Origin of the sequence: Flavobacterium proteolyticum (assembly GCF_015223105.1) — a bacterium.
GTDB classification, from domain to species: domain Bacteria; phylum Bacteroidota; class Bacteroidia; order Flavobacteriales; family Flavobacteriaceae; genus Flavobacterium; species Flavobacterium proteolyticum.
This window is the reverse complement of the sequence record NZ_JADFTZ010000001.1, coordinates 1,253,721-1,265,745: the sequence shown is the minus strand read 5'-3', so window position 1 is coordinate 1,265,745 and position 12,025 is coordinate 1,253,721. Positions and strand designations below refer to the sequence as shown.

At 33.7% G+C, this 12,025-nt stretch carries 12 protein-coding genes; 8 read left to right on the top strand and 4 right to left on the bottom strand.

Annotated features, from left to right (window positions below; all coding sequences use genetic code 11):
• Positions 1-908: 908 nt before the first annotated feature.
• On the bottom strand, positions 909-2,141 hold the full coding sequence (locus tag IM755_RS05475) for an ABC transporter permease (RefSeq protein WP_194094507.1): 1,233 nt from the start codon (positions 2,139-2,141) through the stop codon (positions 909-911).
• A gap of 7 nt (positions 2,142-2,148) precedes the next feature.
• On the opposite strand from IM755_RS05475, the gene IM755_RS05470 reads away from it, so the two are divergent.
• Together IM755_RS05470 and IM755_RS05465 are read left to right on the top strand one after the other, a co-directional pair.
• A complete protein-coding gene (locus tag IM755_RS05470; RefSeq protein ID WP_194094409.1) occupies positions 2,149-3,381 on the top strand; it encodes an exo-beta-N-acetylmuramidase NamZ family protein in 1,233 nt (410 codons plus the stop codon).
• A 61-nt stretch (positions 3,382-3,442) separates the two neighbouring features.
• Complete coding sequence (locus tag IM755_RS05465; RefSeq protein ID WP_194094407.1) at positions 3,443-5,239, top strand: BspA family leucine-rich repeat surface protein; 1,797 nt, start codon at positions 3,443-3,445, stop codon at positions 5,237-5,239.
• A 15-nt stretch (positions 5,240-5,254) separates the two neighbouring features.
• Here IM755_RS05465 and IM755_RS05460 read toward each other — a convergent pair whose 3' ends face one another.
• On the bottom strand, positions 5,255-5,752 hold the full coding sequence (locus IM755_RS05460) for a YkgJ family cysteine cluster protein (protein WP_194094405.1): 498 nt from the start codon (positions 5,750-5,752) through the stop codon (positions 5,255-5,257).
• A gap of 80 nt (positions 5,753-5,832) precedes the next feature.
• On the opposite strand from IM755_RS05460, the gene IM755_RS05455 reads away from it, so the two are divergent.
• Positions 5,833-6,540 (top strand): class I SAM-dependent methyltransferase, encoded by a 708-nt coding sequence (locus IM755_RS05455; protein WP_194094403.1) that lies wholly within the window; start codon positions 5,833-5,835, stop codon positions 6,538-6,540.
• A 164-nt stretch (positions 6,541-6,704) separates the two neighbouring features.
• Here the strand turns inward: IM755_RS05455 and IM755_RS05450 are convergent, their stop codons facing one another.
• A complete protein-coding gene (locus IM755_RS05450; RefSeq protein ID WP_194094401.1) occupies positions 6,705-7,337 on the bottom strand; it encodes a 7-carboxy-7-deazaguanine synthase QueE in 633 nt (210 codons plus the stop codon).
• A gap of 141 nt (positions 7,338-7,478) precedes the next feature.
• Here IM755_RS05450 and IM755_RS05445 point away from each other — a divergent pair, with 141 nt between their 5' ends.
• From IM755_RS05445 to IM755_RS05435, 3 genes are read left to right on the top strand one after another with little or no spacing between them, the layout of a single operon-like run.
• The gene (locus tag IM755_RS05445; protein WP_194094399.1) at positions 7,479-8,996 is read left to right on the top strand and encodes a helicase HerA-like domain-containing protein; all 1,518 of its coding nucleotides are present in this window, start codon (positions 7,479-7,481) and stop codon (positions 8,994-8,996) included.
• Positions 8,996-9,364 (top strand): DMT family protein, encoded by a 369-nt coding sequence (locus IM755_RS05440; RefSeq protein ID WP_194094398.1) that lies wholly within the window; start codon positions 8,996-8,998, stop codon positions 9,362-9,364. The genes IM755_RS05445 and IM755_RS05440 overlap by 1 nt, the downstream gene beginning before the upstream one ends.
• Before the next feature lie 4 nt (positions 9,365-9,368).
• The gene (locus IM755_RS05435; protein WP_194094396.1) at positions 9,369-9,731 is read left to right on the top strand and encodes a cupin domain-containing protein; all 363 of its coding nucleotides are present in this window, start codon (positions 9,369-9,371) and stop codon (positions 9,729-9,731) included.
• A gap of 26 nt (positions 9,732-9,757) precedes the next feature.
• On the opposite strand, the gene IM755_RS05430 is transcribed toward IM755_RS05435, so the two are convergent.
• Complete coding sequence (locus IM755_RS05430; protein WP_194094394.1) at positions 9,758-11,098, bottom strand: FAD-dependent oxidoreductase; 1,341 nt, start codon at positions 11,096-11,098, stop codon at positions 9,758-9,760.
• Positions 11,099-11,248: 150 nt separating this feature from the next.
• Between IM755_RS05430 and IM755_RS05425 the strand changes: the two genes are divergently transcribed.
• Positions 11,249-11,884, top strand: a complete 636-nt coding sequence (locus IM755_RS05425) for a flavin reductase family protein (RefSeq protein WP_194094392.1) — start codon at positions 11,249-11,251, stop codon at positions 11,882-11,884.
• The gene (locus IM755_RS05420; RefSeq protein ID WP_194094390.1) at positions 11,884-12,024 is read left to right on the top strand and encodes a DUF2256 domain-containing protein; all 141 of its coding nucleotides are present in this window, start codon (positions 11,884-11,886) and stop codon (positions 12,022-12,024) included. Before IM755_RS05425 ends, IM755_RS05420 begins: the two co-directional genes overlap by 1 nt.
• Position 12,025 lies beyond the last annotated feature (1 nt).

Below are 12,025 nucleotides of genomic sequence, written 5' to 3'. Positions count from 1 at the left end.
ATTCAATATGTCTATGAACGTGTCATTCTTTTTTTGTTCGCTACTGTTTCAGTTAGCGGGTGCAAAAGTACAACTCTTTTTTAATCTGGCAAGCTTTTTTGAAAAAATTTTTTGATTATTTTTTCTTGACCACTTACCCAATATTTTTAAGAACTTGTACGCTCCGATTCTTTCGTTTCGGGTCGGCAAAGATACTACCTTTACTTTTTATTATCCAAATCTTTTTTCAACTTTTTTTAAAGTTTTTTTGATTTGTTTAATCTCTCAGTTTGTGTGTGAACTTCTGCTCTAATGCGGGTGCAAAAGTAGAAATCTTTTTTGTTCCCACAAGGCTTTTAGCTTCTTTTTTTTGTGTTTTTTTTCATGTTTTTCTTAACTCTCTGATAACAAGGATTTAATATAGGAAAGTTTTTTTTAGGGTTTAACCGCAAGGAACGCAAAGATGGCGCAATGGTCGCGAAGAGGATTATTAAACATATAAGTCATATAAGTTTTTTACTTATATATAGTGTGCAAAAAGTTCATAAAAGTGGGTTGATGGATAGATGAACTGGACATAACATACCCCTCCCCCCCCCTTCAAAGGGGGAATTCTTATACATATATATAGTGTAATTACGTATTCAGTTGTGATGGCTTAACTGCGTTAAGCAATAGCCTACTTCGTAGGAGATTCCTACTTCGGCGGAATGACAATTGCTCGCTTCGCGAGCCAATGGAATAGTAATCTGGAATACTGAACGTCTTATCTAGCCCCGATGGGAGGGGAAATCTTTTTTCTTTTTTGTTGCCTTCGAGTGCCTCAGGCAACAAAAAAGAAAACCTCAGGCAACAAAAAAGAAAAAAATTGTAGCGGACAGCGGAACTAAGAGTCTTTATGGAATGCAGAATATCTGCTTCTAAAAAAATTAATCGAAACGTATTGCTTTTACTGGTGAAATCTTGGTGATAATATAAGATGGAATTAATAATACCAACAAACAAACGATTACGGTTCCGATATTTAATAATGCGATGTGAAGTAAATTGATACTTACTGGCGCTTCGTTTACGTAATAGTTTTCGGGATTAAGTTGGATTACGCCGAAGAATTTTTGAATTACTAATAAAGAAATAGCGATTAGATTTCCCCAAAATAGTCCGCGAGCGATTAAATAGAAAGCGTTGTACAGGAATATTTTTCGAACATTCCAATTGTTGGCACCCATGGCTTTTAGGATTCCGATCATTTGGGTGCGTTCTAGAATTAGCACCAATAATGCGACTACCATATTGATGGTGGCTACGACAATCATTACGATTAGAATTACTAAAATATTGAAATCGAATAATTTTAACCATTCGAAAATGCTGTAATACTTTTCTTCGATGGTGATACTATTATAAGTGGGCGGAATTTCTTTGTAGACTTCCTCTCCTTTTTCTTTAATTTTTGAGAAATCATCTACGAAAACTTCGAATGCTCCGACTTCGGTTGGTTGCCATTTATTGATGAGTTGAACGTGGCGAATATCACCCATTATATAAGTAGCGTCGAATTCTTGAAAACCTGAGTTGAAAATTCCAGTAATTAAGAAGTTTCTTTTATTTGGAAGTTTTCCGTTGTCTTTCATGAAGAAAGTTAAGAACTTATCGCCTACTTTTAAATGAAGACGCTTGGCTAAGTATTCCGAAATCAAAACTTCGGTATTTAACTCGGATTTTAGATTTGGGATTTTACCATCGACTAAATATTCTTCTAGATTGGTGAAATTATAATCTTTGCCAACACCTTTATATATGATTCCTTCGAAAGCTTTTTCTGTACGTATAATTCCGGCTTTGCTTGCTACTGCTTGCACATGACTAATACCTTCTACATTTTTGAATTTGGGATAAAAACTTTGATTGATAGAAATCGGTTCGGTGGTGACTTGCGATTGATTATCATCGAAATTAGAAATAATAATGTGTCCGTTGAAAGCCGAAACTTTCTCACGAATTTTATCTTGAAGCCCAACACCCGTAGCCACCGCCATAATCATCATAACAATTCCGATGGCAATTGCCGTAATCGCAATTTTTATAATTGGCGAAGAAATACTACTTTTATAACTTTTAGCAGCAATTAGTCTTTTGGCTATGAAATATTCTAAATTCAAGGTTTTTATGACATCTAAATTATTTTTCAAAAGTACATTATTATTTTTTTCTTTACTAATCGTTTCGTGTGGAAGTAGTAAAAAGACTATTCCGCAGCTAAAACCGAATGCTGATAATGTAACTTTGACTTCTACATCAACAGATGTTACTTTTAAAACGGGTGCCGAAAACTTTGAAAGTTATTTGCCTTTATTAAAAGACAAACGCGCAGGAATAGTCACGAATCAGACAGGAATTCTTTCGAAAGAAAAACATTTGGTTGATTTTTTAATCGAACAAAACATCAATCTTCAGAAAATTTATGCGCCTGAACACGGCTTTAGAGGAACCGCTGATGCTGGCGAATTAATTGTAGATGGAAAAGATACGAAAACAAATTTGCCGATTATTTCCCTTTACGGAAACAACAAAAAGCCAAAACCAGAGCAATTGGAAGGAATTGATATCTTGGTTTTTGATTTACAAGATGTGGGCGCGCGATTTTACACTTATATATCTTCGTTGCATTATGTGATGGAAGCTTGTGCGGAAAATAACATTCCGCTTTTGGTTTTAGACCGACCAAATCCGAATGGAACTATTATTGATGGTCCAATTTTAGAAAAGGAACACAAGAGTTTTGTTGGGATGCATGAAATTCCGGTTTTACATGGCATGACAATTGGCGAATATGCGAAAATGATTAACGGAGAAAAATGGTTGAAAGATAGTTTGCAATGTGATTTGAAAGTTGCGCCTTGTTTGAACTATTCGCACGATATGAAATACAGCTTACCTGCGAAGCCTTCGCCAAACTTACCAAACGATCAATCGATTAATTTATATGCGAGTTTGTGCTTTTTTGAAGGCACGAATGTAAGTTTAGGTCGCGGTACTGAAAAGCAATTCCAAATATATGGTTCGCCCTTTTTACCTGAAAGTGAGTTTGATTTTAGTTTTACTCCGAAACCGAATTTTGGCGCTAAAGATCCAGTTCATAATGGAAAATTATGTTTTGGCGAAGATTTAACCGAAATAAGAAAAGTACACAGATTGGAATTAAAATGGTTGTTGAAAGCTTACGAAAACACAGCAGACAAAACTGTTTTTTTTAATGATTTCTTCACCAAATTAGCAGGAACCAAAAAACTCCGCGAACAAATTGAAGCCGGAATGACCGAAAAAGAAATTAGAAAAACTTGGCAAGAAGGTTTGGAACAATTTAAGGAAGTGAGAAAGAAGTATTTGATTTATGAGTGATTCCTTCAATATGTTAATAATATATTCTCTATATTTAACTCGAAATCAAATTTAATTTATCATGAGAAAAATATTAATAATTTATTTTTTTCTAATTTGTAACGTTCTTTTTTCACAAAATGAATTTACAACAATTTGGAAACCCTCAAACGCCAGTAGTGTTTTGCCAGCTACTACTAATACTCAAATTAGAATTCCTATTATTGGCGGACCTTATAATATTAGCTGGGAAGAAGTTGGCTATCCAACACATAATGGTACTTTATCAAATCAAACAGGTATGATAACTATTGATTTTGGCCCTCAAATAAATCCTGTGATAGCTAATACACTTTACGAAATAAAAATATCAGGTAATTTTAACACCTTACAATTTTCAAATAATCCATCAGCCAATTCATTTTATGGCGATAGATTTAAGTTACTAACTATAACAAAATGGGGAAATAATGCCTGGACAACTTTTTTCAGAGCATTTAGAGGTTGTGTCAATTTAAATGTAATTGCTACAGATATACCAAACTTAAACAACGTTAATGATTTATCAGAAATGTTTTATGGTTGCACAATTTTATCAGGAAATAATAGCTTCAATAATTGGAATACAAGTAACATTACAAATATGATGAGTATGTTTCATAGTGCGTTATATTTTAATCAAGATATAAGTAATTGGGATACAAGCAATGTTACGAACATGATGAATTTGTTTGCTGGAACTATTTTTAATCAAAATATTAACAATTGGGACGTAAGTAAAGTCACGGATTTTAGGGGTGTATTTTATCAAGCCCCAGATTTTAATCAACCTATTGGGAATTGGAACACAAGCTCTGCGACAACAATGGATGGGATGTTTTATAGAGCAACTAACTTTAATCAATCTATTGAGAACTGGGATATAAGTTCCTGTACTAGTATGCAGTATATGTTCATGTTTGCAATTAACTTTAATCAACCACTCGGAAATTGGAACACAAGTTCTGTTACAGATATCTCACAAATGTTTCAAAGCGCTACGAATTTCAATCAACCAATCGGGGATTGGGATACAAGTTCAATTACAGATATGTCAGCAATGTTTCAAAGTGCTACGAATTTCAATCAACCAATCGGGAATTGGGATACAAGTTCAGTTACAAATATGTCTGCAATGTTTCAAAGTGCTACGAATTTTAATCAATTTATTGGAAATTGGAATACAAGCTCAACCACCCAATTGAAATTCATGTTCAAAGATGCTTCTAATTTTAACCAGCCAATCGGAAATTGGAGCACAAGTTCTGTAACCAACATGTCATACATGTTTGAAAATGCTGTAGAATTTAACCAAAGTATAGAAAATTGGTCATTAAATAACAATGTAAATTTAATAGGAATGTTCAATAACTCCGGTATAGATTGCATAAATTATGACATTACTCTTATAGGCTGGGCAAACAACCCAGCATGTCCAAACGGAAGAAATTTAGGTTCTAACCAGTTAATATACTCTAGTAATGCAGGACAAAACGCAAGATCTATCTTAACTACATCTATATCATCAAGTGGTAAAGGTTGGACAATTTCTGGAGATTCATTAGATGTTAATTGCGAATCTCTCCTAAACGATGTTAGTTTTTCTATTAAAAACAACTTCCTCATTTATCCCAACCCTTCACAAAACTATTTAACCATTGAAATAGAAAAATTAAATAATGCTATGTTACATATAATCGATATAAATGGGCGCTTAATACAACAACAAAAATTACAAAAAACTAACATTATTAATACAGAAGTTCTTCAAAAAGGTGTTTATTTGTTCAAAATCACTACAACGGAAGGTTTTTTTATTGAAAAAGTTGTTGTTAAATAATTTAAAAAAAATACCTTACAAAGGCAACTTCTCCTTCATTTTCTCCACAATATTATACGCAGCTGGACAAATCGCTACGTTTAGTAACGTTAAATCGGTGATTTGGTTGAACTTTTTTCTATCCGTGTGAGGGAATTCTCGGCAGGCTTTTGGGCGGACATCGTAGATGAAGCATTTGTTGTCACTATCTAAAAACGTACACGGAACACTTTTCAACACATAATCGTTATCTTCATCAATGCGAAGATATTGTTCGATAAACTGCTGTGGTTTTTGACGAAAACTCTTTGAAATTCGTTCAATATCAGCCGAAGTAAATAACGGTCCAGTTGTCTTGCAACAATTGGCACACTTCAAACAATCCGTTTTTTTGAATTCGGCTTCGTGTAAATCTTGCATTACATAATCCAAATTCTTAGGTGTTTTCTTTTTTAGCTTGTCAAAATACTTTTTGGTTTCGTTATGCGTATCTTTGGCAAGTTTTCCGAGTTCGTTTAAATTTGGCTTTAGCATTTTATAGATTTTCTTCTGCAAAGTTACAATTTTGAATTTCGAATTTAGAATAACGAATGTTGAATTTTGAAATATAAACCATGAAAGACCTTTTCGGAAAAGCCATTTTAGACTATCAAACCAATAATTCTCCTGAAGATTTAATCACCGAAACTTCTATTTCGGAAGCCGATGAAATGAGTGTTGCCTATTTGTTTCGTGATTTTAAAGAGATGCCAAAACTGGAACAAAAGGCATTGCAATTAGCCAAAGGAAAAGTGTTAGATGTAGGATGTGGCGCAGGAAGTCATGCTTTGTATTTGCAGGAAAAGGGTTTTGATATTACCGCAATAGATATTTCGGAAAACGCAATCAAAGCTTGTGAATTGAGAGGTTTGAAAAACTGTCAGGTTTCGGATGTTTTGGATTTTGATTCTCCAGAAAAATTCGACACCATATTACTTTTAATGAACGGAACCGGGATTTTCGGAAAAATGAATCAGATTTCGAAGTTCTTGCAAAAATTAAAATCGCTTTTAAACGAAGGCGGACAAATTTTAATTGATAGTTCGGACTTAATTTATATGTACGACCAAGACGAAGATGGTGCTTATGAAGTTCCAGCGAATGGTTATTATGGCGAATTAACTTTCTCTATTCAATATAAAGGAGAAACCGAAGACACTTTTGATTGGCTATATTTGGATTACAACACGTTACAAAACGCCGCAATTGCAAATGGTTTGGAATGTAAATTGATTTTGGAAGGGAAACATTTTGATTACTTAGCGAAGCTTAGTAAACTTTAATTCGAAACACATAGCCACATTAGATTTTCTTTATACTATAAAGGCGTTTCACTTTACATAGCAATCAATAGTGAGACTTAATATAGAAACACAGATTAAAGAAATTAAATGAATTTTTAAAATTTCTTTAATCTGTGTTCCAAAAAATGAATTTGATTTTTCCGTTATGGGATATTCAAATATTTATGCGTTTGTAACGAAACTCTCCATTTTGGATTATTCATCACATAATCAACTATTAAAGGTGTCATTTCTTCTTTTTTGCTCCATTCAGGTTGTAAAAATAAAATGGCGTTTGGATTTACTTTAGCCGCTTGTTCTTCGGCAAAAATAAAATCGTGTTTGTTGTAGATGATTACTTTTAATTCATTGGCAATATCATAAGCACTTTGAACTGGCAATTTATTTTTCTTTGGCGACAAACAAAACCAATCCCAAGTTCCAGAAACTTCATAAGCTCCAGAAGTTTCAATATGTACTTTTAAATTTTGTGATTTTAGTTTAGAAGTCAGTAATGTCATATCCCAAGTTAAAGGTTCTCCTCCTGTTACCACAACTGTGTCGGCGTATTTTTTGGCATTGGCAACAATCACATCGGTATTCGTTGGTGGATGCAATTCCGCATTCCAACTTTCTTTTACATCGCACCAATGGCAACCTACATCGCAACCGCCAATTCTAATGAAATAAGCTGCTGTTCCTGTATGATATCCTTCGCCTTGAATCGTGTAAAACTCCTCCATTAAAGGCAACATTTCGCCTTTTTCAACCGCTAATTGTACTTCTTTTTGTAACATCTTAAATAAAAATAGTGGGCAAAGATACGACTTGGAAGTTAGAATTTAGAAGTTAGCCCTCAGAATTTTGAAATTGTACTTGTCATTGTCCTTGAAATTTCCTCTGATTTTAACTACATTTGAAATTCAAAATACATCAAAATGAGCAAGACAGAAGATTTTAGCAAATATATAAACGAAGGCTACGCTTGTAAAGGCGAATTCATCACATTAGGTGGCGGAATTTTAGATGGCGAAGCGATTCCAAATACCCACGTAAATATTCCTTTGAAAACCTTAAACCGTCACGGATTAATTGCAGGAGCAACTGGAACTGGAAAAACCAAAACCATTCAAGTATTATCAGAACAATTATCACAAAATGGAATTCCAGTTTTGATGATGGATATAAAAGGTGATTTTTCGGGAATTGCAATGCCTGGTGAAGAAAAATCATTTATTACAGAACGCCATGCTAAAATTTCGATTCCATACGAAACAAAAGCTTTTCCTGTGGAATTAATGACTATTTCGGAACAAAACGGAGTTCGATTAAGAGCAACGGTTTTTGAATTTGGACCTGTTTTATTTTCTCGAATTTTAGATTTAAACGACACGCAATCGGGTGTAGTTTCTATTATTTTTAAATATTGCGATGATAATAGTTTGCCTTTATTAGATTTAAAAGATTTCAAAAAAGTACTTAATTACGCAACCGAAGAAGGAAAAGCAGAGTTTGAAGCCGAATACGGAAGAATTTCAACCAGTTCAACCGGTTCCATTTTGAGAAAAGTTATCGAATTAGAACAACAAGGTGCGGAATTATTCTTTGGCGAAAAATCATTCGATATTCAAGATTTAATGCGAATTGACGAAAACGGAAATGGTTACGTTAACATCATGCGTTTGACCGATATTCAAGACAAACCGAAATTATTTTCGACTTTCATGTTGAGTTTGTTAGCCGAAATTTATAATACCATGCCCGAACAAGGCGATGCGGGACGACCAGAATTAGTAATTTTTATAGACGAAGCCCATTTGATTTTTGACGAAGCAAGTAAGGCTTTATTAAATCAAATTGAAACGATTGTGAAATTAATTCGTTCGAAAGGAATTGGAGTGTATTTTATTACCCAAAATCCGATGGATGTTCCAACAGGCGTTTTGGCACAATTAGGCTTGAAAATTCAGCATGCTTTGAGAGCTTTCACGGCAAATGACAGAAAAGCAATTAAAATGACTGCTGAAAATTATCCCGATACTGATTTTTATGAAACGGATGAAGTGTTAACTTCGTTAGGAATTGGAGAAGCTTTTGTAACCGCATTAAGCGAAAAAGGAACTCCGACACCACTAGTAGCTACCATGATGCGCGCACCAATGAGTAGAATGGATGTTTTAACTGAAAGTGAAATTGAAGCGAGTATTGCAAAATCGAAATTAGCTAAGAAATATAACGAAGTAGTAGATAGAGATAGCGCTTACGAAATGCTAAACAAAAAAATTGCCGAAGCGCAAGAAGTCGCAGCCGAACAAGAAGTTGAAAAACCAACCCGAAAAGCAAAAGAAGAATCAAGTACGGCTGAAGTAGTTGGGAAATCAATTACTAAAGTAGTTACAAGTGCGAGTTTTATTCGTGGCGCTTTTGGTCTATTAATGAAGATGTTTAAGAAATAATGAAAGGATTTATCACAATTGGATTACTTATCCTTTCCAATGTTTTCATGACGTTGGCGTGGTATGGTCATCTAAAATTTAAAGAATTAAAATGGTTCGAAAACGCCGGATTAATAACCGTTGTATTAATCAGTTGGGGATTGGCTTTGTTTGAATATTTTTTTCAAGTTCCAGCTAATAAAATTGGTTATGAAGGCAATGGCGGACCCTTTTCATTAATGCAATTAAAAGTAATTCAAGAAGTCATAACTTTAGTAATCTTTGTGATTTTCTCAATGGTTTTCTTTAAGAACGAAACTTTTAGATGGAATCACGCAGTAGGTTTTTGTTTTTTAGTATTGGCGGTTTATTTTATATTTAAGAAGTAACAAAATGAAAAAATATTTTATTCAAAAAGCACCATTCGTAGTTCCAACCACTGATGGAAAATTAATTGAAGAACATCACGGATTGGCAACTACCAACAATTCAGCAATTTCAATTGCGCACATGATTGCGCCACCTGGTTGGAGCGAACCTTTTCAAACACCAGAATTTGATGAATACACCTATATCATAAAAGGGAAAAAGCAATTTATCATTGAAGATGAAGTGGTAGTTTTAGAAGCGGGTCAATCCATTAAAATTGAGAAAAACATACGAGTTCAATATTCCAATCCGTTTGATGAAGCTTGTGAATATTTAGCTATTTGTACACCAGCTTTTAGTATGGATGCTGTAAATAGAGAAGAATAAAAAAAGAGGCAATTGCCTCTTTTTATTTATTTTAATAATTCTAAAATCTTATTTTCTACTTCTTCTGAATTCCAATTTTCTTGAATATTATCCATTTTCAAAACTTCTTGCATAATTTCATTTTGAAAATCACCAATTGCCATAGCTTCAGAATAAGGTTGTAAACTGAATGTTACTCTACTATACAAAGGCATCCATTTTTCTGGATGTTTATCGGAAAACCATTTTTCGATTTTCTTTTGTAGTAAGAAATTAGCATCCGCAGTTTTTGCACTCATTTCTTCAAAATTTCTTCTGGAAAGTTCGGCAATGGCGTCTGCATTTGGCTTTCTTGAAATTTCGTATGCTTTAAAAATTCGATCCCAATCATCACCATATTGTTGCATTAATTCATTCAGAATGGTGATATCTTCAAAACCTGCATTCATTCCGTGACCGTAGAAAGGTACAATCGCATGCGCTGAATCGCCAATTAAAGCAATTTTATCATTAAATGTCCAAGGGAAACATTTCATAATCGCCAAATAACTATTCGGATTTCTAAAAAAATCGCGAACTAAATCTGGAATTACATCTTTTGTATCAGGAAAATAAGTCGCAAAAAACGAAACTAACTTTTCTTCGTTGGTTAACGATTCAAACGAATTTTCGCCTTCAATTGGCATAAACAAAGTACAAGTAAATGAGTTGTCCAAATTAGCTAATCCCATCAACATGAAATTTCCTCTTGGCCAAATGTGTAAGGAATGAATATCAATTTTTGGAGAACCATCCGCATTAGCTGGAATGTGTAATTCTTTGTAACCAATTTTCATGAATTCTTGCGAATAATCAAACATCGATTGACGTTGCATTCTGTGTCGAATTCTCGAAAAAGCGCCATCGGCTCCGAAAACTTTATCATATTTTAACTCGGTCCACTCGCCTTGTTCCGTTTCGCCTTCCCACAAAGTTGCGGTGGCTAAAGTTACATCCCAAATTTTACGTTCGAAGAAAAATTCTACACCTTCAGCTTCTGCTAAATCGACCATTTTTCTATTCAAAACGCCTCTTGATAGAGAAAAAATAGCTTCACCTTCTTTTCCGTAATATTGATAATTCAGCTTTCCATCTTGTAAATGGATGGCTCTTTTATCAACAGGAATTCCGATTTTTCTAATTTCTTCATCTAAGCCTACATCCTCCAATGCTTTCCAACCGCGATTTGACATCACCAAATTAATGGAACGACCTGAAAACTCAACCGTTCTAATATCAGGACTTCGGTCATAAACATGTACTGTATGTCCGGCTCTTTTTAAATAGATTGCCAATAAAGTTCCTACTAATCCAGAACCTACAACAGCAATTTTTTGTGGCGTTTGCATGAAGATTTTTGTAAAAATTTGGACTGCAAAAATACGGAATAATAAAATTTAATAGCTGACTTTTATCATATTTTTCATTGTATTACTTATTTTTTGTTTAATTATTTTTATTTTTAGTTAAACAAAATGTATCTTTGAATAAAAATTGCCATGAAAAAAATTACGAAAAAACATTTATCCCAAATGTCAAAAGTTCCTAGACTGAATTTAGTTAACTGCGTTACGGGTTACAAATCAGCAAATTTAATTGGTACCGTTTCAACTGAAGGCATTTTGAATGTTGCTGTTTTTAGCAGTGTAACTCACTTAGGGAGCGAACCACCTTTATTAGGATTTATTTTAAGACCAACAACGGTTCCAAGAGATACATACAAAAATCTAAAAGAAATGGGATATTTTACAGTAAATCATATTACTGAAGAAATGATTGCTGATGCGCATCATACGTCTTCAAGTTATGACGAACACATTTCAGAATTCGACAAAACGAACTTAGAACCCGAATTTATTGACAACTTGAAAGTTCCTTTCGTAAAAGGAAGTCCGGTACAATTGCTTTGTAAATATGTGAACGAATACAAAATTGAAGAAAACGATTGTATTCATATCATCGCATCTATTGAAACCATTTATGCTGATGAAAAACTATTTCATGAAGACAATTGGATGCAATTGGACAGAGGAAATGTAATCGCCATAAACGGTTTAGATGGTTATGCTGTTCCAAAATTAGCAGACAGATTTCATTATGCGCGACCAGATAAACCATCAACTTCTATGTTATAATGGCGCATAAAAAAATAAATCTTCCCGAAAAAATATGTAAAACCTGTCAACGTCCGTTTTCATGGCGAAAAAAATGGGAGAAAAATTGGGAAGAAGTTATGTATTGTAGTGATAAATGTAGAATGAATAAAAACAAATAGC

Excerpts from the sequence above, each read along its gene's own strand:
- IM755_RS05470 (WP_194094409.1), top strand. The coding sequence starts at position 2,149 with ATGACATCTAAATTATTTTTCAAAAGTACATTATTATTTTTTTCTTTA.
- IM755_RS05465 (WP_194094407.1), top strand. The coding sequence starts at position 3,443 with ATGAGAAAAATATTAATAATTTATTTTTTTCTAATTTGTAACGTTCTT.
- IM755_RS05460 (WP_194094405.1), bottom strand. The coding sequence starts at position 5,752 with ATGCTAAAGCCAAATTTAAACGAACTCGGAAAACTTGCCAAAGATACG.
- IM755_RS05455 (WP_194094403.1), top strand. The coding sequence starts at position 5,833 with ATGAAAGACCTTTTCGGAAAAGCCATTTTAGACTATCAAACCAATAAT.
- IM755_RS05450 (WP_194094401.1), bottom strand. The coding sequence starts at position 7,337 with ATGTTACAAAAAGAAGTACAATTAGCGGTTGAAAAAGGCGAAATGTTG.
- IM755_RS05445 (WP_194094399.1), top strand. The coding sequence starts at position 7,479 with ATGAGCAAGACAGAAGATTTTAGCAAATATATAAACGAAGGCTACGCT.
- IM755_RS05440 (WP_194094398.1), top strand. The coding sequence starts at position 8,996 with ATGAAAGGATTTATCACAATTGGATTACTTATCCTTTCCAATGTTTTC.
- IM755_RS05435 (WP_194094396.1), top strand. The coding sequence starts at position 9,369 with ATGAAAAAATATTTTATTCAAAAAGCACCATTCGTAGTTCCAACCACT.
- IM755_RS05430 (WP_194094394.1), bottom strand. The coding sequence starts at position 11,098 with ATGCAAACGCCACAAAAAATTGCTGTTGTAGGTTCTGGATTAGTAGGA.
- IM755_RS05425 (WP_194094392.1), top strand. The coding sequence starts at position 11,249 with ATGAAAAAAATTACGAAAAAACATTTATCCCAAATGTCAAAAGTTCCT.
- IM755_RS05420 (WP_194094390.1), top strand. The coding sequence starts at position 11,884 with ATGGCGCATAAAAAAATAAATCTTCCCGAAAAAATATGTAAAACCTGT.